Source organism: Aquimarina algicola (genome assembly GCF_006443095.1).
GTDB lineage: Bacteria > Bacteroidota > Bacteroidia > Flavobacteriales > Flavobacteriaceae > Aquimarina > Aquimarina algicola.
The window spans coordinates 372,402-397,242 of record NZ_VFWZ01000004.1 but is presented as its reverse complement, the minus strand read 5'-3'; the positions used below and the strand labels follow the sequence as shown (position 1 = coordinate 397,242).

Here is a 24,841-nt window from a genome sequence, read left to right as displayed (position 1 = left end):
TATAAAACCTCAAAACTTAAGATGATTATGCTTTAGAAGTATCTGCTTTTTCTAAAGCATCCCAAAATTCATAAGCACGTCTCAGATGTGGAATTACAATTGTACCACCAACTAATGTTGCTATACTAAGTGCTTCTACCACTTCTTCTTTGGTTAACCCTTCTTTGTAACAGGTTTCCAGATGATAACGCACACAATCATCACAGCGTAGTACTGCAGATGCCACTAGACCAAGTAATTCTTTAGTCTTTACATTTAAGGCGCCTTCCATATAAGCGTTGGTGTCTAGATTAAAAATTCTTTTTATGATTTTATTGTTATCTTCTAGAATACGAGAATTCATTTTTTCTCTGTATGCATTAAATTCTTCTACTATAGTACTCATACAGCTTTTTGTTTTTGTAATTTTTTTTCTTTTCTAATTACGGCTTTAGAAATCACAATACTGATTTCATAAAGGATCAATACTGGTATTGCTACAATTACTTGACTGGCAATATCAGGTGGGGTAATAATAGCAGACAAGATCAATACTATTACTAAAGCAAATTTTCTATATTTTTTGAGAAATTCTGGAGTTACCAATCCAACTTTTGTCAGGAAAAACATAATGACCGGAAGCTCAAAAATAAGCCCGCATGCAATGACAGAAGCTCTTACAAGTGCTATGTAACTATCAATATCAAATTCATTAATAACTTGCTCACTTACCTGATATCCTCCTAAAAAGTTGATTGAAAGAGGTGTAATCACATAGTACCCAAATAATACACCCAGAAAAAATAGAAATGAACAGATAATGATAAACCCTTTAGAATATTTTCGTTCATTGTCGTACATAGCTGGGGCGATAAACTTCCAAAATTCATATAATACAAAAGGAAATGCAATAATAAATCCAGCGGTAATAGATGTCCAAATGTGTACAGAGAATTGTCCTGCAACTTTCCTACTTTGTACACTAAAAGGTAATTCCTGGAAACATAGACTTTCATCCAGCCCCATAAGTTTGGATAGATTACATAATCCTTTATAGGTTGGGAAATCAGGCTTTTTTGGTCCAAAAATTATAATGTCAAAAATAAATTCTTTGGCTATAAAAGCTATAATTCCTGCTATTAACACGGCGAGTGTTGCTCTTATCAAATGCCACCTTAACTCTTCTAGGTGATCTAGAAAAGACATAGATTGTGGGTCTTTTTTTGTCATGCTTGCCATTATAAAATACCTTCTCTCATTAGATCGTGGATATGTAAAATTCCTGCATATTGCCCATTCTCTTCTGCCAATAATTGTGTAATAGAATTTTCCTCTAATCGTTCTAAAGCATCTACAGCCATAGCATCGTTATTAATACTTTTTGGATTTGGAGACATAATATCTTTTGCAGTTAATCCTTCAAAAGAAGTATTTGTTGTTAGCATTCTTCGTAAATCCCCGTCTGTAATAATTCCTTGAATTACCCCTTTGTCTGTGACCGCAGTAGCTCCAAGTCTTTTTTCTGTCATTTCTACAATAATTTGCCTCACATTAGATTCTAGAGCTACTTCAGGTTTTTCATTTTTAGATGTAATATCACTGACACGTAGATATAACTTTTTGCCTAAAGCTCCCCCTGGATGATATTTTGCAAAGTCTCTGCTAGAAAAACCTTGTAAATGCAATAAACAAACTGCAAGCGCATCTCCCATAACTAATTGGGCAGTGGTACTCGTAGTGGGTGCAAGATTATTTGGACATGCTTCTTTTTCTACATAAGCATGCAATATATAATCAGCTTCTTTTCCTAAAAAAGAATCTCTATTGGCAGTGATACCGATAAGAGGATTTTTAAAACTTTTAATTAAAGGAACAAGAACTTTTATTTCGGGAGTATTTCCACTTTTAGAAATACAGATCACTATGTCATCTTCTAGGATATTTCCTAAATCTCCATGAATAGCATCTGCAGCATGCATAAAAACTGCCGGAGTACCAGTAGAATTCATTGTGGCTACAATTTTGGTAGCAATAATTGCACTTTTACCAATACCAGTGATAATAACTCGCCCTTTGGACTTATGAATCGTCTCTACAGCATTAGAAAATTCTTCGTCAATAAGTTCTTCTAAATAAGAAATCGCACGTGCTTCTTCGGCGATTGTCTTCTTAGCATATTCAATTATAGTGTGTTGGGTATTCAAAATTTATGAAATTTGCGTGTTATCAATCAAAGATTTTATTATCTTTAATTTACGCAAAGGTATGTAATACCATATTAATTTTAAATAGTGCAAAAAAAAAGCGTAATAATTTATGCTTTTTTTATCTTTGGCTTACAAATTGAAACTGAGAACATCCACAAAATCTGAAGTTTGGGGTAACAGATTTTTTGTGATTGTAATTTTTAATTTAATTGGTATATAAAGTTTAAAAATTTAATGAGTTTTAACGAAACTGACTTGCAAAGTGCTTTGAAAAAGTATTTTGGCTTTAGTCAATTTAGAGGACTACAGGAAAGCGTTATAAAAAGTATTCTTGATAAACAAAATACTTTTGTGATAATGCCTACAGGTGGAGGAAAATCCTTATGCTACCAACTTCCTGCATTAATGTGTGATGGAACTGCAATAGTAGTATCCCCACTAATTGCATTAATGAAAAATCAAGTGGATGCTATACGAAGTGTATCATCTATAGAAGGTATAGCCCATGTGCTTAATTCATCTTTGAATAAATCTGAAATAAAAAGGGTAAAAGATGATATTACTAATGGTGTTACTAAGCTACTGTATGTAGCCCCAGAATCACTTACCAAAGAAGAGTATGTAGATTTTTTAAAATCTCAAAAAATATCCTTCTTAGCGGTAGACGAAGCGCATTGTATTAGTGAGTGGGGACACGATTTTCGACCTGAGTATCGTAACTTACGTAACATTATCAAAAGAATAGGCGAGGATATTCCTATTATTGGTCTTACTGCGACTGCAACTCCAAAAGTACAAGAAGATATTCTTAAAAATTTGGGTATGAGCAATGCCAAAACATTCAAGGCATCTTTTAATCGCCCCAATTTATTCTATGAAATCCGCCCAAAAACCAAAAATGTAGATGCCGATATTATACGTTTTGTAAAACAGAATAGTGGAAAAAGTGGTATTGTATATTGTTTAAGTAGAAAACGTGTAGAAGAGTTAGCTCAAACATTAGAGGTTAATGGAGTAAGAGCAGTTCCATATCATGCAGGTCTAGACGCAAAAACAAGGGCAAAACATCAGGATATGTTTCTAATGGAAGATGCAGATGTTGTCGTTGCTACTATTGCATTTGGGATGGGGATCGATAAACCGGATGTGAGGTTTGTAATCCATCATGACATTCCTAAAAGTATAGAAAGCTATTATCAAGAAACGGGTCGTGCAGGGCGCGATGGAGGAGAAGGCCATTGCTTGGCGTACTATGCTTATAAAGATATAGAAAAATTAGAAAAATTTATGAGTGGCAAACCTATTGCAGAACAAGAGATAGGACATGCCCTCTTACAAGAGATTGTTGCTTTTGCAGAAACATCTATATCAAGACGTAAATTTATTCTTCATTATTTTGGAGAAGAATTTGATGAGGTTAATGGAGAAGGAGCTGATATGGATGATAATGTCAGAAATCCAAAGAAAAAGCATGAGGCTAAAGATGAGGTGCGACTTTTATTAGAAGTTGTAAACAAAACAGGAGAGATATACAAAGCCAAAGAATTGGTAAACACACTTACGGGAAAAAGTAATGCCTTGATAATATCGCACAAAACACATGAGCAGTCATTTTTTGGAAGCGGTAAAGAAAATAACGAGAAATATTGGATGGCGCTAGTGCGTCAAATTTTAGTTTCAGGATTATTACGTAAGGATATCGAAACATATGGAATTATAAAACTTACCGATGAAGGGAAAAGCTTTATTAAATCACCAAAAAGTTTTATGATGACTGAAGATCACGTCTATAATGAGACAAATGATGATACAATTGTGACTTCGGCTAAATCTTCAGGAAAAGGTACAGGTGATGATAAATTAGTTCTTATGCTAAAGGACTTAAGAAAATCTGTAGCCAAAAAATTAGGAGTACCTCCTTTTGTTGTGTTTCAAGACCCTTCTATAGATGACATGGCTTTAAAATATCCTGTTTCTATAGAAGAATTAGGAAATGTTCATGGAGTAGGAGAAGGAAAAGCAAAAAAATACGGGAAAGAATTTGTAGGCCTCATCGCCAAATATGTTGAAGAAAATGATATTATTCGTCCCGATGATTTTGTTGTTAAAAGTACTGGTGCAAATAGTGGACTAAAATTATATATAATACAAAATGTAGATAGAAAACTTCCACTAGACGATATCGCTGCCGCAAAAGGAATGGATATGCCAGAATTTATTAAGGAAATGGAAGCTATCGTATATAGTGGTACAAAACTTAATATAGCCTATTGGATCGATGAAATTCTTGATGAAGATCAACAAGAAGAAATTCATGAATATTTTTTAGAAGCCGAAAATGATAAAATAGATATGGCTATAGAAGAATTTGATGGAGACTATGATGACGAAGAGTTACGCCTATATCGTATCAAATTTATTAGTGAAGTAGCAAACTAAAGAAGTATAAATTTTGAGAGATAAAACAATAAAGAGGGTGAATTCACCCTCTTTATTGTTTTATCTGTTATTTTGGCGGTACCCCGAGATTATCTCCATGATCTTGTAAAGTAATAATAGAGTCTGTTGATTTTTTTAAATTATCGGCAGGAATACCTTGACTATTGGCATGGTTACCTCCATGAATAATTTTTAGATTCTTAATTTGAAAATATTTAAAATTTTCTAACATAACTTTTTGTTTAAGATTGTAAATAAAGATAATAAACCATTAACAATTGATTATCTTTGCACCTGTAAAATTAAAAGCTAAAAACACAAATTGTTATGCAAGACGGATTATATGCAAAATTTAATACATCAAAAGGTAGCATCCTTATTGATTTAGAATATAAAAAAACACCGGGAACAGTAGGTAATTTTGTAGGACTTGCTGAAGGAAATTTAGAAAATCAGGTAATACCACAAGGAAAACCTTATTATAACGGACTTAAGTTTCATAGAGTAATAGCGGATTTTATGATTCAAGGAGGAGACCCTCAAGGAACAGGAGCTGGTGGACCAGGATATCAATTTGATGATGAAATACACCCCGATTTAAAACACGATGGGCCAGGAGTTCTATCAATGGCAAATGCAGGTCCAGGAACCAATGGGAGCCAGTTTTTTATTACACATGTAGAAACACCTTGGCTAGATGGTAAACATACTGTATTTGGAAAAGTTGTAGAAGGACAAAGTATTGTTGATACAATTGAACAAGGAGATGAGATCGAGTCTGTTGAAATTCAAAGAGTAGGAGGGGACGCAGAACAGTTTAATGCAGTAGAGGCATTTAGATCATTTAATGGAGCAAAAGCAGAAAGAGAAGCTGCTGCAAAAAAAGAAGCTGAAGCATTATTAGAAGAACTTGCTGCCGGATTTGATAAAACAGAGAGCGGATTAAGATACAAATTGATTCAGAATGGAGATGGAGTTCAAGCCGAAAAAGGAAAAATTGTATCTGTACACTATAAAGGAAGTTTACCTGATGGTACAGTGTTTGACTCTTCTTATAAAAGAAATCAGCCGATCGACTTTTCTTTAGGAATGGGACAAGTTATCTCAGGATGGGACGAAGGTATTGCTTTATTAAAAGTAGGCGATAAAGCTAGATTTGTAATTCCTCCACATCTTGGTTATGGTCAAAATGGAGCAGGCGGAGTGATTCCACCAAATGCGACGCTTATTTTTGATGTAGAACTAGTCCAGGTAAAATAAAGTATTTAAATTGTACATAATTTAAAAAATCCCTGCTCACTAGCAGGGATTTTTTTGATACCATATTATTAATTTGTTAAGTTTTTAACAAGTTTTTTATCTTAGTTCATAACTTTTCTATACTGTAAATTAAGCTAATTCCTTGATAATGTATTGTTTTTAAATTTATTTTTTAAATATAAAAATCTTATTTTTTTAATTTTTGTATTTGTTTTAACGTAATATTTTATATTTTGTTAGGCTAAAATGATAAGCTTTTTAAGTTTATTATTATTTTTTAATTGCTATACCCCCAAAAATATGAAAAAAGGATTGGTTGCTCTTTTTATTCTATGCAATACCTACATCTCAAAATGTCAGGATAAAAAAGATGTCCTAATGAATATTAATGATCAAATAGAGATCATTGATAGCTACATTGAATTTGAAACGTTTTTTCTGGACCCAGAAGAGTTTCTGGATAAGATGCCCGATCACGGTGCAGAACTTAATGGATATTACGAACACGAAAGACTCAAGAAGATTATAAGAAAAGTAGGCACAAGAACAGCAGATGTTTTAACTGCTTTCTATTTCTGGAATGATCAACTTATTTATGTCAATTATCAATATCGACCTTATATCCAAACAAAAGACGATAGTGGACAAATAGTTTTAGATTATTCTAATGCTTACACAAAGTATGAATCAAAACATTATTTTAATAATGGAGATGAGATAGAAAGACAAGAAATAGGAGAGTCTTCTGAAGATTTAATTTTGGATAAAGGTATTGTTAAATATGCAAGAAAAATGAAGGCATTACTTGACAATAAATTTTACAATAAAGATACCTACGAAACACTTCAAGGTAAGTGGATGTTTATTCAAAATACAACAGATTATGTTATTTTTGAAGGTACTATACGTTTTAATTTTTATAATGGAAAGTTTGCTAATCGATTGAAAACTAGGATAGAAGACAATGTTTTAGAATGCTTTTTTCCAATGGATAATCGTATTTACAGATATAAAATAGAAGATATCAACAACAATTTATTAACATTGGTAGACCTTTCTTCTAAAGAAGAATTCGTTTATGCTAAAGTTGAATAGAAATTGTCTATTCAATTTAAATAATAATAATTCGTATTTACATAAATTATGGATGCAAAATATCCAATAGGAAAGTTTGAATGTCCAATAAATATTACTCAAGATCATATTCAAAAATGGATTCTTGATATTGAAGAATTACCATCAAAAATAATAAATTTAGTTTCAGGATTTACAGAGGAACAATTAGAAACTTCTTACAGAGAAAATGGTTGGACAGCAAGGCAATTGATTCATCATATTCATGATAGCCACCATCATGGTTATATACGATTTAAGTGGGCTATGACAGAAAATAACCCAGTTATAAAGGCATATAATGAGGTTTTATGGGCAGAATTATTTGATGCCAAACAAGCACCGATTGAATTATCTTTGGATATGATTAAAGCGCTACATGCTAAATGGGTATATTTTTTGAAAGGATTATCTCCAGATGATTTACAAAAAACATTTATTCATCCAGAAGGTGATGTAACACTTTCTTTGGCAGAGGATATTGGTATATACTCATGGCATGGTAATCACCATTTGGCGCACCTTAAGATAATTTCAAAAGATATTAAATAACAAGAATCATTCTTTGCATTTCTCTATAGTTATCTTTCAACTTAGGGTAATCAAGATTATAATGTTCGATAGTTTTGAATCCGACTTTTTGATAGAAATGTAACGCAGGACTAGTTGTCATAACATCTAACCAAATTATTTTTTTATGTAAGGATATAGCGTAGTCTTTGGTAAATTCTATTGCTTTTTTACCAATACCCAATCCTGTAGATGCTTTTAATAAGTATATTTTTTCTAACTGTAAAGCATCTGTTTTAGAGTAATTTGAAACACTTTTATGATTTCTTATTTTTAAGATCCCCAAAATTTGATTTGAATTTTGAACTAAAAAATATACTATATTATCATTTTTGAAATCTTCTTCAATCGCTTTTGAAGTAAAACTTAAATTTATATAGTAGCTGGGATCATTATTTTGCCATATGTGAGCGTAATGTTCAGGATAAAATTGTTTGCTTACGTTTACTAGATGAATGATATCTTTTTTGTCACAACTTTTGAAGTTTATGTCAAAACCCATATGAATCAATTTTTCCATTTTATATTACATCCAATACTTGGTTTTTGTTGATCAGATACTTTAGTATTTCTAAGCACAGCATCTAGCGCCTGACGTAGATCCCGACCACTTACAGGTATGCCATTGCCAGGTCTGGAGTCGTCTAGTTGTCCTCTATAAATTAATTGTAAATCTGCATCAAAGAGGTAGAAATCAGGTGTGCACGCTGCATCATATGCTTTGGCAACTTCTTGTGTTTCATCAAAAAGATACGAAAAAGTATATTTATTATCCTCTGCAGATTTAACCATTTTTTCGGGGCTGTCTTGAGGGTATTTTTCAATATCGTTACTACTGATGGCTATAAAACTAAAACCTTGTGTTCGATAGTCATTAGCTATTCTTACAATTTCTTCATTAACATGTATTACAAAAGGACAATGATTACAAATAAACATAATGATTGTTCCTTTTTCTCCTTTAGCATCTTGTAAATTAACTTTTTCGTTTGTTGTTACATCATTCAAAACAAAATTGGGAGCTGTTGTTCCGAGGGGTAACATATTTGAAGGAGTACGTGCCATGTTGTTTATGTTTTTAGAATAATTGAAATTATAATTTTCCGTAAAAATAAGTTTTAAAAAAGTATCTTAGTTATAATTAAACTCAACTTTATCAAAAAACACTTTAAAAATGAAATCTTTGGACTCTTGGTTTACAGAGTATGCTGTAAGCCATCAAAATAAAACTAATATAGCTATTCACTTTGTATGTGTACCAGCAATATTTTTCTCGATCGTTGGATTGTTAATGAGCATTCCTAATACTATTTTAGCGTCGCTTATACCAGGAGTATATCCTCTTGTTGAAAATTGGGCTTTTGTAGTTTTAATATTTGTATTGCTCTTTTATATTAGACTTTCAGTCAAAATGGCATTACAAATTTTAATTTTTTCTTCTGTTTGCATTGTTGTAAATTACTATATCGGTCAATATGCTTCGCTATGGATGGTATCTGTCGGTATATTTGTTGCAGCTTGGTTAGGACAGTTTTATGGGCATAAGATTGAGGGAAAAAAACCATCTTTTTTAAAAGACCTTCAATTTTTGCTGATAGGGCCTGCCTGGGTGATTCAAAAAATGTTCGGTAAGAAATAATATGATACTACAGGATTGGAAAAATTCAGGAAGCTATTTCCGTTATCAAAATCAATATAAAATTTTCTATAAAGAAGAAGGAAAAGGGGAACCTTTATTACTTGTTCATGGGTTTCCGACATCATCGTGGGATTGGTGTAAGGTGTGGGAGACGCTAAAAGAAAAACATAAAGTATATTGTCTGGATATGATTGGCTATGGCTTTTCTGCAAAGCCAACAAACTTCTTATATAGCATTTCTGCTCAAGTTGACTTATGGGAAGCTTTTTTAAAAGAAAAGAAGCTTACATCTTTTCATATTCTTGCTCATGACTATGGGGATACGGTAGTACAAGAAATGCTAGCAAGGTTAAAAGAGAATCCGACATACGAGTTTACGATCAAATCTGTTTGTTTTTTGAATGGAGGGATGTTTCCTGAAACGAATTTTCCAACACTTACCCAAAAATTATTATTAACTCCTTTTGGGGAAATGATCAAACATTTTATGGGCAGAAAGACATTAGCTAAGAATTTTAAAAAAATATTTGGAAAAGAAACACAACCTAGTGAATTAGAAATTGATGAATTTTGGGAAGTTGTAAATTACAATTCGGGTAAAAATATAATTCCTAAATTGATTAAATACCTTAAGGAAAGAGATACATATAAAATTAGATGGAGAGAAGCAATACAGTATACTGATATGCCAAAGCGACTAATTAATGGTGGTTTCGATCCTATTTCGGGTAAGCATATGGCAGAGTTTTATAAAAAGGTAGTTCCAAATGCGGATGTAGTAATACTACATAAAATAGGACATTACCCTCAAGTTGAAGCGCCTGATGAAGTATTGTCCCATTATGATTCTTTTAGAAAAAGTTTATAGTTTATGTCTACTATTACATTTCATTACTAAAAAAAATAGCATTCATCAATAATTTGTTGGTTCCGTACCAAAATGCCCTAAAATTGGTATTATCTGTAAAGAGAATGACATTACCTTTTTTCATGGCATTATGGCGAAAAGGTACTGTATTTGATAGCGAGTCTAAATTTTTCTTACTGATATAACCACTTAATAAAGGATCTTTTGTGTATTGTATAGGATTATTATAGCTCTTTTCATCAGGTTTTATAAAAATTTTAGTATTTCTGAATAAAGCAATTTTATCATTTTTATATCCAAAATTTATTGGGTGCGATCGATCAATTTTGGCTTCAAAAATTGCACCTCCGATAACCTGAGCACCAAAAAAATCTCTTTTTTGATCAAAAGAAATAGCATTCGCTTCAATTTTTGGAATAGCAAATTCCATCGACATGAGTTGATGGTTTTTAAATAAGTTTGCGATATTTCTATATCCTATGATAGTTCCTCCATTTTCTACCCAATTTTTAAGTTTTTCTACTTCTTTTTTTTCAAAGTAATGTCTACTTGTGTTTGGTAATATGATGTGGGAGTAATATGATAGATCAACTTTATTAAAATCCTCAGTCGTAATTTTTGTAATAGGAATATCATATCTTTGATCCATTAGGTGCCAAACTTCGCCAGCATCATAAGGGGTAATGCCCGATCCTGTAAATAGTGCTATTTTTGGTAATGATAAAGTTCTGAACTGATTACTACCTAAATCGATTCCCTCCGTAAGTCCTGTAGAAACTCCTGTGATATTAATATGATTTTCAGAAGCGATATTTTGTAATACTGCATGTAATTCTTGAGCGTTCAACATCTGATTTTGAACAGGAATTAGAATGGTTCCATAATCATATTTATTATTTTGTAAAGAAAAAGGCTTCATGCCTACTTTTGCTCTTATTCCTTTAGAGAGAATTTGATGCATTGCTTTGGGACTGTAATATTCATGCCATTGCATGAGATATGCGTAGTTACTTTGGTTTATGGATGCGACTTCATGATGAGAAAGAGTAGATACTTCATTTCCTAAATAATTAAGAGATGCGTTTGTAACATAGTCAAGGTTAAAAGCCAAAGGAAATGTCCATGCAGAAATATCATAAAATAAACTGTCTTTAAATGTCGTTCTTTTTTCAAAAATAGCCTTAAGTAATCTTTTTTGCTTTTGTTCTTTTGGTACAATATAACTATATCCTTTTTTGAATACCTTATTTTGAATCGTTACATCTTGTTTGATTTCATGTATCTTGATTTGATGTCTTTTTAAAATTTCTGCCAGATGATAGGTAGAAGCAGCATCTTTTTCATTTCCAAATAAGTAAGCATCTTTTGTAGCTTCTTTTCTGGCATTGCTATAAAAGTCTTTTTTGTATTTTAAAAGTTCTTTTTTTAATGCATTTGCTGCTTCAAGAGTTGATAACGCGGTTGTAAATTGGTTTCTTATTGTAAAAGGAAAAGTGAGAATACCATTGTCTGTTTGTTGTGCGTGACCGCGAGAGCTTCCTTGTTCAAATAATATACCGATACCGCCATTTATATCAGGAAATGTAGAGCCTTTTCCATAATAGAAATCATCAAAATTTTCTTCTGTATAATATAAGGAACCAAGTTTGTCTAATGCCTTTACATGATATTTTGCAATTTCTTTTGTTAATTTCTGATTTAGTGTAGGGGTTAAAGGGTGTGTTCTAGATTGTACTCCAGGTTGAAAAAAGAAAGAACTATTAGAGCCCATTTCATGATGATCTGTTAGTACATTTGGATACCATTGATGAAATGTTTTGATGCGTGCTCTTGATTCTGGTAATTGAACAGGAAGCCAATCTCTATTCATGTCGAACCAATAATGATTTGTTCTTCCGCCTGGCCATACTTCACTATATTCTCGATCTTGTGGGTCAGTCGTTATATTTTTGTTTTTATTGGTATTTGCCCAATAAGCAAATCTTTGTAATCCATCAGGATTAAAAGAAGGATCAAAAAGTATAACAACGTTATTTAGTAATTCTTCTATCTCAGATCCTTGAGCAGCAGCAAGATGATAAGCAGCTACAAGGGATGCATTAGACCCACTAGGTTCATTACCATGTATAGAAAAACCTTGATATACAACTACCGGTAGATTATCCGTGTCTACTGCATCAGAATTGTTTTGTGTAAGCTGAATGTGCTTTTGTTGTATTTCTTTAAGGTTTTTATGATTCTTTTCTGAAGTTATAGTTAGCAAAAGAATAGGTCGATCTTCAAATGTTTTTCCTCTGTTTTCAATAGTGATTCTAGGAGAAGCCTTAGCAAGAACTCTCATGTATTCTACTAGTTTGTCATGGGTAACATGCCATTTGCCAGGAGTAAAACCTAATATACTCTCAGGTGTGGGGATTTGAGGGTCATAAGTTGTATTTTGCGGAAGATAATAAGATAATGATACATCATCTTGTGAAAAAGAAATAAGATGAATCCATATAAAGACAATAGTAAAAATATATTTCATTGTAAGCGATTTTCTAAAAAAGTAAGAGTGTTGGAAATTAAAATAATTAGTATTGATGTAAGGTGATTTTTAGATGATTGTATTTTTAAAAAAAGTTTAATATAAAAAAAACCGCCTTATAGGATAAGACGGTTTAGATAAATTTAACTATCGTATAATATTTTATATGTCATCAAAACTCACATCCGTAAAACTTTCTGTAGAAGCTGTAACTTCTTCTTTCAGATGTTCTTCAGTTCCATTTTTTTCATATGATTTTTGATAATCTCTTTGGTGTCTTTCGCTTATAACTTCTTCACCTTTTTCTTCAACGATAAATGATGTCATTTCATTTAAAATTTCAGTGAAACCGGCAAAATCCTCTTTGTAGAGATAAATTTTGTGTTTCTTGTAGTGAAAAGAGCCATCATCATTAGTAAACTTTTTACTTTCAGTTATTGTTAAATAATAGTCTCCAGCTTTTGTAGCTCTTACGTCAAAAAAATAAGTTCTTCTCCCTGCTCTTAAAACTTTTGAGAAAATTTCTTCTTTATCCATCATTTCATGATCACTCATAATCCGTATATATTAATTAATTACTATGTTATGATAGATTCAAAAATCTAAAAAAATTGTTAATCGCACAAAAAAAACTTAAATTTCTTTTTCGCTAAGTTGTTTTAAATATAAATTTTTATAGTAACCTTCTGCGTTTATTAGTTGATTATGAGTACCTTGCTGCGTTATTTCACCGCCTTCTAATACTATGATTTTATCTGCGTTTTTTACTGTAGATACCCTATGACTTACAATAAAAGTGGTCTTATTTTCTGAAATTTTGTTAAGATTACCAATAATTTCTTCTTCTGTTTCAGTATCAACAGCAGACAAACAATCATCAAAAAGTAATATTGCAGGGTCTTTGATAATAGCTCGCGCAATAGAAATTCTTTGTTTTTGCCCTCCAGAAAGAGTGATTCCTCTCTCTCCCAAAATAGTATCGTACCCTTTTGAGAAGCCTATTATATTTTTATGAACAACCGAGTATTTTGCTGCTTTATATACTTCTTCGTCCGTAGCGTCGTTGTTCCCAAATTTTATATTGTTTTTAATACTATCACTAAACAAAAAAGCATCTTGTGGAACATATCCGATTACTTTTCTTAGATTTTCAAGATTAATATTTTTTAACGGTATGTTGTCAATTTTTATTTCTCCCGAAGAAGTATCATATAACCTACCTATGAGATCAAGAATAGTAGATTTTCCAGAACCTGTTTTTCCTAAAATACCTATAGTTTCTCCATTCTTGATTTCAAAACTTATGTTTTTTAATGCAGTTATATTAGTGTCATCATAAGTGAAAGTTACATTTTCAAAACTAATATTTCCATTGATCTTGGTATTTTCTGTAACAGTATTTGTGATTTCAGGTTCTTGACTTAAAAACTCATTAATTCTAACCTGTGAGGCTTCTGCCTGTTGTACTATAGAACTAACCCAACCTACTGTAGCTACGGGCCAAGTAAGCATGTTTACAAAAATGATAAATTCTACAATTATCCCCAGTTCTTCTATAGTTCCATTGATAAATTGTTTACCTCCAATATATACTACTAATATATTACTACACCCTATGAGTAAAACCATAAGAGGAAAAAATAAGGCTTGCACTTTTGCAAGGTCAAGATTTTTGTCTTTGCTGACATTGGATAACTCTGTAAAATTTTCTTGGGTTTGAGGTTCTGTGCCATAAGCTTTGATCACAGTTATGCCACTAAAAGATTCTTGGGTAAAAGTAGTTAATTTAGATAAAAATTCTTGAACTATCGTACTTCGTTTATGTATAGCAACGCTTAATTTATAAATGGATATAGATAATATAGGAAGAGGCGCTACAGTATACAAGGTAAGTTCTGGTGCTATAGAAATCATATACCCAATAACTACCACAAATAATGTAATGGTATTAACACTATACATAAATGCGGGGCCAACGTACATTCTTACTTTTGACACATCCTCACTAATACGATTCATTAAGTCACCGGTACGATTTTTCTTATAAAAATTAAGAGAGAGTCTTTCATAATGCTGAAATACTTCATTTTTTAAATCAAATTCAATATATCTCGACACGACAATAAAAGTTTGTCTCATTAAGAAAGTGAAAAAAGCAGAAATAAGTACAGATCCAAAAATAAATAAGATATTCATGATAAGACCACTTTTTACAGCTTCTATATCTGTAATTTCATTATTGATATATTGCTCTACAACATCTACAGAATCTCCTACAAAAGTTGGTACCAGTGTAGTAAATATTCTGGCTACAATAGTGATTATGAGTCCTATGATAAGTCGAAATTTATATTTTAAAAAATATTTGTTTAGGTGGCGTAATGCACGCATAAATGAGAGGAATTTTTAAAGTTTTTATTAGTGAATTCGTAAAATTTAGCGATAGTAACTTTATTTTTGATAAAAAAATGCTATTTTAGCGAATCTATTTTAAATATAATTCAATATAATACTTTAATTTTTGTAATTATGATAACAGAAGTGTTTACTGCAAATCAATTAAAAAAAGAAGCTCCCGTATTTGGTCAACTCTCATTCAATGATCATGAACAAGTTGTTTTCTGTCAAGACAAAGATACAGGTTTGAAGGCAATAATTGGTGTGCATAACACAATTTTAGGACCTGCTTTAGGAGGAACTAGAATGTATGACTATAATACAGAATGGGATGCATTGAACGATGTATTAAGATTATCAAGAGGTATGACTTATAAATCAGCTATTACCGGTCTCGACTTAGGTGGAGGTAAAGCAGTTATTATAGGAGACCCCAAAAAAATAAAAACCCCAGAGCTAATGAAACGTTTTGGTAAGTTTGTACATACTCTTGGAGGGAAATATTATACAGCTGAAGATGTAGGGATGGAAACCTCTGATATGGATACAGTAAGAGAAGTTACACCATATGTTACAGGTATTTCTGAATCAAAAGGAGGAGCAGGAAATCCTTCACCTGTTACAGCGTATGGAGTATATATGGGAATGAAAGCTTCTGCCAAATTTTCTTACGGAAGTGATGAGTTGAAAGGAAAGAGAATACTTGTACAAGGTATTGGTCATGTGGGTGAAGAGCTAGTAAGACTAACAGCAGAAGAAGGTGCAGAAGTTATTATTAGTGATATTAATCAAGAACGACTAGAAGAAGTAAGTTCAAAATATGGAGCTCATATTTACAAAGGAGATGATATTTATTCTGAAACTGCGGATATCTATGCACCATGTGCACTTGGAGCAACCATAAATGATGATACAATTAATAAACTAAAGGTAAAAGTTATTGCAGGAGCAGCAAATAATCAATTAGCAAACGAAAGCACTCACGGTGTATTGTTACAAGAAAAAGGAATTGTATATGCTCCTGATTTCTTAATTAATGCAGGAGGTATTATCAATGTATTTGCAGAGATTGCAGGATACGACAGAAATGAAATCAAAACTAAAACAGAAAATATCTATAATACTACATTAGATATTCTTAATAAAGCTAAGGCAACAAACATCACTACGAATGCTGCAGCTCTAAGTATAGCAGAAGAAAGAATTTTAGCTAGAAAAAAAGAGAATTTAAAGTAGGTAGATTAAAAATAATAGTATTTTTGCAGGGCGAAAAGTAAATAATAACTTTCGCCCTTTTTTAATGTATAGTTCTTTGTAATTTTCTATGTTAACCAGAAGACATATTCGAGTAAAAGTAATGCAGTCTCTCTATGCGATGGGGCAGGCACAAAGTGATAATCTTGATAAAGAAGAAAAATTTCTTTTTTATAGTATAGATCAGATGTATGATTTATTTCTTATAAATCTCCAACTTCTGGTAGAAATTAGAAAACTTGCCGATGATTTTCTAAGTAAAAGCCAAAAGAAGTATCTAGCAACATCAGAAGAAAAAAATCCTAACACAAAATTTGTTAATAATCAGTTATTATTGTTATTACAAAACAATACTCAATTAAAAACTGATATCGAAAGAAAAAAATTAAATTGTTGGGAACTAGATGATGAGTATGTCAAGATTCTATGGGAGGATATCCGAAATAGTGAATTGTATTCGGATTATATGAGTACAACTATGACATCTTTCAAAGAAGATAAAGATTTCATATTGGATATTTATAAAGAAATTATAGCTCCAAATGATAAATTGTATGAATATATAGAGGACAAAAAATTGACTTGGATTGATGATTTGCCCTTAGTAAATACATCTATCATCAAAATGTTGCGTAAGACAAAATCTTCTCATAACGAGCATATGTCTTTACCAAAACTATATAAAGACATTGATGATAAAAATTTTACCAAAGATATATTTCGAAAAACAGTACTTAATAGTACCGAGTTTACCAAAGAGATAGATAATAAAACTCCTAATTGGGATAAAGATCGAATTGCAGAATTAGATAAAGCCATCATAAAAATGGCGATTTGTGAGTTTGTAAAGTTTCCATCCATACCGGTAAAAGTAACAATTAACGAATATTTAGAAATAGCAAAAGAGTATAGTACTCCTAAAAGCAGTATTTTTATTAATGGTATTTTGGATAAAATATCTAAAGAATACACAGAAAATGGTAAATTGCATAAAGTAGGCCGTGGGCTTATGTAATATTAGAAAAAATAGTATTTTTAACCCTCAAATTAATTAAAAACCCAAGTAATGAAAAAAGGAATCTTGATTTTAGCTGGAGTTTTTGCCATGACATTTGTATCATGCAAAGATAAAGCGGCAGAAAAAGTTAACGAAGAAAATGTAGAAATAGCAGCAGATCGTGATGCTAAAAGTACAGACTTTCCTGTAATGCAATTTTCAGAAACCGAGCATGATTTTGGTAATATCAACGAAGGTGATGTTGTAGAACATAAATTTGCATTTACCAACACAGGAAAAGCTCCTCTAGTAATTGTAAGCGCAAAAGGAAGTTGTGGTTGTACAGTACCAGAATGGCCAAAACAACCTATCGCTCCAGGTGCAACCGGAGAAATGTTAGTAAAATTTAACTCTAGCGGAAAGCCAAATCAGCAAATAAAGCAAGTTACAATTACTGCTAATACTGAAGCTGGTAAAGAAATTATCAAAATCAAAGCAATGGTAACTCCAAAAGCTAAACCTGCAAGCGGAACACCAGTAAGCGAATAATATAATATGGATCAAATTCAACAATTTCTCCCTTTTATACTAATATTTGTAGTGATGTATTTTTTTATGATACGTCCGCAAATGCAAAAAGCTAAAAAGGAGAAAAAATTTACTGAAGACTTAAAAAAAGGAGATCGAGTTGTAACAAAAAGCGGTCTTCATGGAAAAATCTTTGATTTCAGTGAAAAAAATAATGCTGTTATTATAGAAACAGGAGCTGGTAAACTTACATACGATAAGTCGGCAATTTCTCTAGAGATGAGCCAAAAATTGAATCAACCTGCTACTACAAAAAAGTAATACAGCTAGACATAAAAATAAAAAAGAGGAGTTCTCAGAATTCCTCTTTTTTATTTAGATAAATGTTTTTTTTCTTAGGCTTTGTACTTTGTAGTAAGTTCGGCAATTTTTACAATTACTTCTACTGCTTTTATCATACTCTCAACTGGGACGTACTCATATCTGCCATGAAAATTATGTCCTCCAGCAAAAATATTAGGGCTAGGAAGCCCCATAAAACTTAATTGCGACCCATCAGTACCACCACGTATAGGTTTTATAAGAGGTTTAATATCTAAAGATTTCATAGCTTCTTCTGCAATATCAACAATATGCATCACAGGCTCTATTTTTTCTCTCATATTATAATATTGATCTTTGATATCAATTGTAATTACTTCTTTACCATATTGAGAATTGATATCATTTGCTAATTTGATCATGACTTCTTTTCTGGCTTCAAAATGCTCTCTGTCATGATCCCTGATGATATATTGTAATTCTGTTTTTTCTACATCACCATTCATATTGTGTAAATGGAAAAAACCTTCACGATCACTAGTGTGCTCAGGAGTTTCCATTCTTGGGAGCGAATTGATAAAATCTTGTGCGATATACATACTATTCACTAGTTTGCCTTTAGCATATCCGGGATGTACAATTTTTCCTTTAATGACCACATTTGCGCCTGCTGCATTAAAATTTTCGTATTCTAATTCTCCGATTTGACTTCCATCCATTGTGTATGCCCAATCAGCTCCAAATTTGGATACATCAAACTTATGAGCACCACGACCAATCTCTTCGTCGGGTGTGAATCCAACACGAATTTTACCATGTTTTATTTCCGGATGTTGTACCAGATATTCCATAGCGGTAACAATTTCTGTGATCCCGGCTTTATCATCTGCGCCCAGCAATGTAGTGCCATCTGTAGTGATTAGTGTCTGTCCTTTATATTGTCTTAAGTCTTGAAAATCATCAGGAGATAAAATAATACTCTCTTTTTCATTTAATAGAATATCTTTTCCATCATATTCTTCAATAATTTGAGGTTTTACATTTGCTCCTGTAAAATCAGGACTTGTATCAAAATGAGAAATAAATCCTATTGTAGGAACATCTTCATTTATATTAGCCGGCAAAGTAGCCATGATATAAGCATTCTCATCTATGCTTACATCTTCTAATCCAATACTTTTTAATTCTTCAACGAGTGCATTGGCAAGATCCCATTGTTTTGCAGTACTCGGGGTGGTTTCACTCTTGGGATCACTTTCGGTATCGATAGTCACATAACTTACGAATCTATCTGTAATATGTTTTTTTGAAATCATCACTTTGTGTAAAATTCAATTATTTTGGTTAATACTTTAAGTTTGTTTAAGCTTTAAGTATTAATAGTGTTAATTATATTAAAAATAAGTTAATGTATTGATTGTTTTCAATTACATTTAAAATTAACAAATCATTTATTAATCAAAAATATAATTATGTTTAGACATTACATCATTGTAGTATTGTTTTCTTTGGGGTTAGTACTACAATCTTTTGCACAAGAAATTAACGGAACAGTTTTAGATGACCAAGCACAACCTTTGCCAGGGGTTTCTGTTGTGGTCAAAGGTACGAGTACTGGAACGATTACAGATTTTGATGGTAAATATAGAATTCAAGCAAGTACTGATCAAGTGTTAGTGTTTTCTTATGTAGGGTTTGAAACAAAAGAGATGGCAGTTTCAGGTTCGGTTGTAGATGTTACACTTCAACCGGGAGTTTCGCTTGATGAAATCGTTTTGGTTGGTACGAGAAACCTAAATCGTACAGTTGTAGATAATCCTGTTCCTATAGATGTATTAGATATCAAAGAACTGGCAAATGCTTCTCCGCAGGTTAATCTTAATCAACTATTAAACTTTGTAGCACCATCTTTTTCGTCAAATACTCAAACCATTTCCGATGGTACAGATCATATTGATCCAGCTTCGCTAAGAGGTTTGGGACCAGATCAGGTTTTAGTCTTGATCAATGGAAAGAGACGCCATACTACATCACTTATTAATGTAAACGGTACTTTTGGTCGAGGTAGTGTAGGTACAGACCTTAATGCTATTCCCGCAGCAGCGATACAAAGAATTGAAGTATTAAGAGATGGTGCCGCAGCACAATATGGATCAGATGCAATAGCCGGAGTCATAAATATTGTTCTTAATAAAAGTGTAAACGAACTTAATGTTTCTATTACCGGAGGGGCTAATTTTTCTAGAAATGCAGAAAGCCAAACCGGTGGCGTTGACGGTGAAACGATCAATGTAGCAGCAAGCTATGGATTACCTCTTGGGGATAAAGGAGGGTTCATTAATTTTAGTGGCGATTTTGATTATAGGGATTTTTATAGCAGAATGAGAGAATGGGAAGGGGATATTTTTAATGCTTATAATGCTATAGAGTTTGAAGCTTCTAGAGCAGGAGCAGATTTATTTGCATTAGAAACGAGCTTATCAGATATTCAGAATTTTGCTTCTTCTGTAGATCATTTTTCTACACAGTTACAATCTGATATACAAGGAGCGACATCTCTAGAAGAACTGCAAACTATTTTGAATGTTGATGTTACCGATGCAGAACTTGCAGCAAGAGGGCAGCAACGTAGCGATTACAACATGAGAGTAGGGCAGTCAGAATTGAGAGGAGGGCGATTATTTGCAAACTTTTCTTTACCGTTGGATGATGAAGGTACAGAACTGTACTCTTTTGCCGGGATTAGTTCTAGAAGAGGTAATTCTGCAGGTTTTTATAGATTGCCCAATCAAAGTAGAACCTTTACTCCGGCATATCTTAATGGATTTTTACCAGAAATCAACTCAAAGATTACAGATCGATCCATTGCCATAGGAATCAAAGGGAAAATAGGAGATTGGGATGTTGATTTTAGTAATACCTACGGTAAAAATAGTTTTCTGTATACCATATCCAATACCTCAAATGCTTCTCTTTTGAATGCGACACCGACTACTTTTGATGCAGGAGGTTTTTCTTTTTTACAGAATACAACTAACCTCGATATTACAAAGTATTACGAGGATGTACTAGCGGGGTTTAATGTAGCTTTTGGAGCAGAACACCGTTTAGAAAATTATGAGATTATTGCAGGAGAAGAAGAATCGTATACACAATATGATGTAGCAGGATTACCTATTATAAGTGCTACTCAGACGGCTCCAACAGACTTTTTTGGACGATCACGACCGGGAGCATCACAGGTTTTTCCTGGATTTAGCCCGGCAAACGAATTGTCAAGAGATCGTACTAGTGTTGCAGGATACCTTGATCTCGAAGCTGATATTACCGAGAAATTCTTAGTAAGTTTTGCCACTCGTTTTGAAGACTATAGCGATTTTGGATCTACTTTAAATTTTAAATTAGCTACACGATATAAGTTGACAGATAATATAAACCTTAGAGCTGCTGCTAATACAGGTTTTAGAGCTCCATCATTACATCAATTAAATTTTAATTCGACATCTACTATTTTTGATAATGAAGGGAATCCACAAGAGGTAGGAACGTTTGCAAATGATAGCAGGGCGGCTAATTTATTGGGAATTCCACAATTAAAAGAAGAGACTTCTCGTAGTATTAGTTTGGGAGCAACTGCAAAAATCCCGGATCTTAATCTATCAGTTACTGTAGATGGGTATTTTGTAGCAATAGATGATAGAGTCGTATTTACGGGACAATTTCAAGGACCGGGAACAGGAACAGAGTTAGATAACCTACTTGCACAAGCCAATGCGACCAGAGCCGCTTTCTTTGCCAATGCTATTGATACAGAATCCAAAGGGTTAGATATTGTGATTACCCACAAAACACCAATAGGATCTGCGATGGAATTAAAATCTGATCTTGCAGCTACTTTTTCTCAAACCAGAAAAGTAGGAGATATAAAAGCTTCAGAAGTTTTAGAAAATGCCGGATTGGTCGAAACCTATTTTCCTGAAGATAGTAGAGTGTATCTAGAAGAAGCCGTGCCAAGAACCAAAATTAACTTGTCTAACAATTTGGTAGCAAACAAGTTTAATGTATTTCTTAGAAATGTATATTTTGGCGAGGTTACAGAAGCCACAGATATTGTAGAGAGACAACAAGTATTTGAGGCAAAAGTAGTAACAGATCTTTCTTTTGGATATAAGGTGTCAGAAAACTTTACAGTTACAGTAGGGGCCAATAATCTATTAGATATCTATCCTGATAGAGCAGATCAAGACCTTGAACCAGGTGTAGACGGAAATCAAAATAACAGAAGTAGTGGTAGGTTTGATTGGTCTAGAAGAGCACAGCAATTTGGTATCGGCGGACGGTTTTTGTTTGCAAGAGTAAACTTTGTATTGAAATAGAACAGTAAGATAATTTAGTGTAAATAATACCACACTTTTGCGTTACTCGTAAAGGTATTAAGATATAAAAAGATCCCGAAACTGAGTTTGGGATCTTTTTGTTTTTATATTCTTGACAAAATCACTTCTCATTTCATAGCTAAACTTATATTTTTGCGCAAGCAAATCCATAGACATGTATAAACTTCTGTTGAGACCCATATTATTTTTATTTGATCCGGAAAGTGTACATCATTTTACATTCAAAATGGTTCGTATTCTTTCTAAAATTCCTTTATTTCCTTCGATTTTCAGAAGTATATACCAAGTTAACGATCCAAGATTAGAACGTACTGTTTTTGGGCTTACTTTTAAAAATCCGGTAGGTCTTGCAGCAGGGTTTGATAAAGATGCAAAACTGTTTAATGAGTTGTCAAATTTTGGTTTTGGTTTTGTAGAAATAGGAACACTTACTCCCAAAGCGCAACCCGGTAACCCTAAGCAAAGGCTATTCAGGCTCAAAAAAGATAGTGCTATTATCAACCGAATGGGGTTTAATAATGGAGGAGTAACAGAAGCTGTACAACGATTAAAAAAGAATAAGGGGGTTTTGATCGGGGGGAATATCGGCAAGAATAAAGTCACACCTAACGAAAATGCAGTAGAGGATTATAAGATATGTTTTGATGCGCTTTTTGATCATGTAGATTATTTCGTAGTCAATGTAAGTTCGCCAAATACCCCTAACCTAAGAGCTTTGCAGGATAAAGAACCTTTAACAGAATTGCTTAATACATTACAATCTAAAAATAAAGAAAAACAGAATCCAAAGCCTGTTTTGCTTAAGATAGCTCCGGATTTGAGTAATGATCAACTATTAGATATTATTGATATTGTAAAAGATACCAAAATAGCAGGTGTGATCGCTACCAATACTACAATTTCTAGAGAAAATCTTAATTCTAATCCCGAAGTGACCAAAGAAAATGGAGGGTTGAGTGGTAAACCTCTAACTAATCGTGCTACAGAAGTGATTCGGTTTCTATCAGAAAAAAGTAACAAAGCTTTTCCGATTATAGGAGTTGGAGGGATACATAGTGCGCAGGATGCTCTAGAAAAGATAGAAGCAGGAGCCAGTTTGGTTCAATTGTATACCGGTTTTATTTATGAAGGTCCAAAGTTGATCAAAGACATCAACAAATCTTTATTGCGCAATTAATATTGTTTTTTTAACAATTGTTTTGAGGATAAATCATCAGAAATTACATGATTTAGCTCAAATCAAAATGACGTGATTTGATTCAATTTTACATGATTTGACTCACTTTATGTTGAAGTACTTCATTTTACAGAAAGGCAATTCACTATAACATCAAATAATACATTTTTCATATAAAGACAGTATTGGGATAATGCAGTTTACTACATTTTGTGTGTAAACAATCAAAAATATACGTTAAAAATTACCAATGTTACGGTGATACCACAAAATTTATCAGTTTGTAGAAAAAAACCTAACCAGAATGTCATCTAGTTAAAGAATATTACTAGTTTTATCTCACTATAACACAAAAACTCAATATTTATGAAAAGGACGAGGCAGTCTGAAGCGGATCGTTTAGAAGGTACACATACAGCATTAATCAACTACACCTTAATCAAGGTAGAAAACCTTATATAAGGCTGCTAAAGATGCTCGTAAATTATACGAAAAAGAGAATGCAGAGTCACAGCAAGCTACTCGTGATAAAAACGAAGCCTTTGACGATCTTAAGGACTGGGTGCGTAATTTTAAGAAAATTGCAAAAGTAGCGCTCAAAAAACACCCCGAATTACTAGAAGCGCTGGGCTTTTTTGTAAGAAGCTAACCCATTCCCAAACATAACGATTCAAGTAAACACTAAAGCATATTCATATTATTATATGCCTAATCGTCTATTGATGTATAACATGTAATGATTCTTTAAACCTTAATTTTTTTTAAAACCATGTCATTTTTATCAAAACTCGAAATAGACGGCCATACTTTTATATTAGACAGATGTACCTCTGCAATAGATCAAAACAGTGATTATAATGGTAGACCTAACTCTGCACCAATAGCTGGCAAGTTTACTATCGCTCTTCGATATGAAAAAAAAGCAGACTTGTTTGCAGAATGGGCAGTATCTTCTACACTGACCAAAAATGGTAAAATTATATTCTATAATAATGATAGTATGTCTACACTACAATCGATGGAGTTCAAAGATGCATACTGTTTGCACTATGCACAGGATTATGATGGCAATAGTAACAAACCCATGACAATACAAATGGTCATCAGTGCCAAAGATATTAAGGTAGGTGTCGTAGAATACAATAACAATTGGCCAACAAAACAATAG

23 protein-coding genes are annotated in these 24,841 nt (G+C 32.6%); 13 read left to right on the top strand and 10 right to left on the bottom strand.

Translation table 11 applies throughout. The annotated features are described in order from the left end of the window. Positions 1–25: 25 nt before the first annotated feature. From FHK87_RS15445 to FHK87_RS15435, 3 genes are read right to left on the bottom strand one after another with little or no spacing between them, the layout of a single operon-like run. On the bottom strand, positions 26–385 hold the full coding sequence (locus tag FHK87_RS15445) for a carboxymuconolactone decarboxylase family protein (RefSeq protein ID WP_140594654.1): 360 nt from the start codon (positions 383–385) through the stop codon (positions 26–28). After that, a complete protein-coding gene (tatC, locus tag FHK87_RS15440) occupies positions 382–1,218 on the bottom strand; it encodes a twin-arginine translocase subunit TatC (protein WP_140594653.1) in 837 nt (278 codons plus the stop codon). The genes FHK87_RS15445 and tatC overlap by 4 nt, the downstream gene beginning before the upstream one ends. Beyond that, the gene (locus FHK87_RS15435; protein WP_140594652.1) at positions 1,218–2,183 is read right to left on the bottom strand and encodes a KpsF/GutQ family sugar-phosphate isomerase; all 966 of its coding nucleotides are present in this window, start codon (positions 2,181–2,183) and stop codon (positions 1,218–1,220) included. The genes tatC and FHK87_RS15435 overlap by 1 nt, the downstream gene beginning before the upstream one ends. Before the next feature lie 237 nt (positions 2,184–2,420). Between FHK87_RS15435 and FHK87_RS15430 the strand changes: the two genes are divergently transcribed. Next, positions 2,421–4,625 (top strand): RecQ family ATP-dependent DNA helicase, encoded by a 2,205-nt coding sequence (locus FHK87_RS15430; RefSeq protein WP_140594651.1) that lies wholly within the window; start codon positions 2,421–2,423, stop codon positions 4,623–4,625. 67 nt (positions 4,626–4,692) lie between these two features. On the opposite strand, the gene FHK87_RS26290 is transcribed toward FHK87_RS15430, so the two are convergent. After that, the gene (locus FHK87_RS26290; protein WP_226294273.1) at positions 4,693–4,857 is read right to left on the bottom strand and encodes a hypothetical protein; all 165 of its coding nucleotides are present in this window, start codon (positions 4,855–4,857) and stop codon (positions 4,693–4,695) included. Positions 4,858–4,952: 95 nt separating this feature from the next. Here FHK87_RS26290 and FHK87_RS15425 point away from each other — a divergent pair, with 95 nt between their 5' ends. The 3 genes from FHK87_RS15425 (at position 4,953) to FHK87_RS15415 (ending at position 7,550) form a co-directional block, all read left to right on the top strand. Next, positions 4,953–5,885 carry a peptidylprolyl isomerase gene (locus FHK87_RS15425; protein ID WP_140594650.1) on the top strand — a complete coding sequence of 311 codons (933 nt, stop codon included), beginning with the start codon at positions 4,953–4,955 and terminating at the stop codon, positions 5,883–5,885. A gap of 300 nt (positions 5,886–6,185) precedes the next feature. Continuing rightward, on the top strand, positions 6,186–6,980 hold the full coding sequence (locus FHK87_RS15420; protein ID WP_140594649.1) for a hypothetical protein: 795 nt from the start codon (positions 6,186–6,188) through the stop codon (positions 6,978–6,980). A 48-nt stretch (positions 6,981–7,028) separates the two neighbouring features. Next, the gene (locus FHK87_RS15415; protein ID WP_140594648.1) at positions 7,029–7,550 is read left to right on the top strand and encodes a YfiT family bacillithiol transferase; all 522 of its coding nucleotides are present in this window, start codon (positions 7,029–7,031) and stop codon (positions 7,548–7,550) included. On the opposite strand, the gene FHK87_RS15410 is transcribed toward FHK87_RS15415, so the two are convergent. Beyond that, positions 7,543–8,070, bottom strand: coding sequence for a GNAT family N-acetyltransferase (locus FHK87_RS15410; RefSeq protein WP_226294272.1), 528 nt, complete (start codon positions 8,068–8,070; stop codon positions 7,543–7,545). The two genes, FHK87_RS15415 and FHK87_RS15410, sit on opposite strands and share 8 nt — an antisense overlap. Before the next feature lie 5 nt (positions 8,071–8,075). Then, positions 8,076–8,633: a thioredoxin family protein gene (locus FHK87_RS15405; RefSeq protein WP_140594646.1), complete on the bottom strand. Its 558-nt coding sequence runs from the start codon at positions 8,631–8,633 to the stop codon at positions 8,076–8,078. 109 nt (positions 8,634–8,742) lie between these two features. On the opposite strand from FHK87_RS15405, the gene FHK87_RS15400 reads away from it, so the two are divergent. Both FHK87_RS15400 and FHK87_RS15395 read left to right on the top strand, forming a co-directional pair. Further along, entirely contained in the window at positions 8,743–9,207 is a 465-nt protein-coding gene (locus FHK87_RS15400) for an Mpo1 family 2-hydroxy fatty acid dioxygenase (RefSeq protein ID WP_140594645.1), read from the top strand. A 1-nt stretch (position 9,208) separates the two neighbouring features. Then, the gene (locus FHK87_RS15395; RefSeq protein WP_140594644.1) at positions 9,209–10,075 is read left to right on the top strand and encodes an alpha/beta fold hydrolase; all 867 of its coding nucleotides are present in this window, start codon (positions 9,209–9,211) and stop codon (positions 10,073–10,075) included. Positions 10,076–10,088: 13 nt separating this feature from the next. Here FHK87_RS15395 and FHK87_RS15390 read toward each other — a convergent pair whose 3' ends face one another. The 3 genes from FHK87_RS15390 to FHK87_RS15380 all read right to left on the bottom strand — a co-directional run bounded on the left by FHK87_RS15390 (position 10,089) and on the right by FHK87_RS15380 (position 14,993). Next, the gene (locus FHK87_RS15390; RefSeq protein WP_140594643.1) at positions 10,089–12,602 is read right to left on the bottom strand and encodes a M14 metallopeptidase family protein; all 2,514 of its coding nucleotides are present in this window, start codon (positions 12,600–12,602) and stop codon (positions 10,089–10,091) included. A 162-nt stretch (positions 12,603–12,764) separates the two neighbouring features. After that, positions 12,765–13,157, bottom strand: a complete 393-nt coding sequence (locus FHK87_RS15385; RefSeq protein ID WP_140594642.1) for a PUR family DNA/RNA-binding protein — start codon at positions 13,155–13,157, stop codon at positions 12,765–12,767. 78 nt (positions 13,158–13,235) lie between these two features. Beyond that, a complete protein-coding gene (locus tag FHK87_RS15380) occupies positions 13,236–14,993 on the bottom strand; it encodes an ABC transporter ATP-binding protein (RefSeq protein ID WP_140594641.1) in 1,758 nt (585 codons plus the stop codon). A gap of 138 nt (positions 14,994–15,131) precedes the next feature. On the opposite strand from FHK87_RS15380, the gene FHK87_RS15375 reads away from it, so the two are divergent. The 4 genes from FHK87_RS15375 (at position 15,132) to yajC (ending at position 18,099) form a co-directional block, all read left to right on the top strand. Then, positions 15,132–16,235 carry a Leu/Phe/Val dehydrogenase gene (locus tag FHK87_RS15375; protein ID WP_140594640.1) on the top strand — a complete coding sequence of 368 codons (1,104 nt, stop codon included), beginning with the start codon at positions 15,132–15,134 and terminating at the stop codon, positions 16,233–16,235. A gap of 88 nt (positions 16,236–16,323) precedes the next feature. Further along, positions 16,324–17,268 carry a transcription antitermination factor NusB gene (nusB, locus tag FHK87_RS15370; protein ID WP_140594639.1) on the top strand — a complete coding sequence of 315 codons (945 nt, stop codon included), beginning with the start codon at positions 16,324–16,326 and terminating at the stop codon, positions 17,266–17,268. Positions 17,269–17,319: 51 nt separating this feature from the next. Next, a complete protein-coding gene (locus FHK87_RS15365) occupies positions 17,320–17,799 on the top strand; it encodes a DUF1573 domain-containing protein (protein WP_140594638.1) in 480 nt (159 codons plus the stop codon). Between the two features lie 6 nt (positions 17,800–17,805). Then, positions 17,806–18,099 (top strand): preprotein translocase subunit YajC, encoded by a 294-nt coding sequence (yajC, locus tag FHK87_RS15360; RefSeq protein WP_140594637.1) that lies wholly within the window; start codon positions 17,806–17,808, stop codon positions 18,097–18,099. A gap of 74 nt (positions 18,100–18,173) precedes the next feature. Here the strand turns inward: yajC and pepT are convergent, their stop codons facing one another. Next, complete coding sequence (gene pepT, locus FHK87_RS15355) at positions 18,174–19,415, bottom strand: peptidase T (protein WP_140594636.1); 1,242 nt, start codon at positions 19,413–19,415, stop codon at positions 18,174–18,176. A 156-nt stretch (positions 19,416–19,571) separates the two neighbouring features. Here pepT and FHK87_RS15350 point away from each other — a divergent pair, with 156 nt between their 5' ends. The 3 genes from FHK87_RS15350 to tssD all read left to right on the top strand — a co-directional run bounded on the left by FHK87_RS15350 (position 19,572) and on the right by tssD (position 24,841). Continuing rightward, on the top strand, positions 19,572–22,475 hold the full coding sequence (locus FHK87_RS15350; protein WP_140594635.1) for a TonB-dependent receptor: 2,904 nt from the start codon (positions 19,572–19,574) through the stop codon (positions 22,473–22,475). A 175-nt stretch (positions 22,476–22,650) separates the two neighbouring features. Further along, complete coding sequence (locus FHK87_RS15345) at positions 22,651–23,673, top strand: quinone-dependent dihydroorotate dehydrogenase (protein WP_140594634.1); 1,023 nt, start codon at positions 22,651–22,653, stop codon at positions 23,671–23,673. A 769-nt stretch (positions 23,674–24,442) separates the two neighbouring features. Further along, a complete protein-coding gene (tssD, locus tag FHK87_RS15340) occupies positions 24,443–24,841 on the top strand; it encodes a type VI secretion system tube protein TssD (RefSeq protein ID WP_140594633.1) in 399 nt (132 codons plus the stop codon).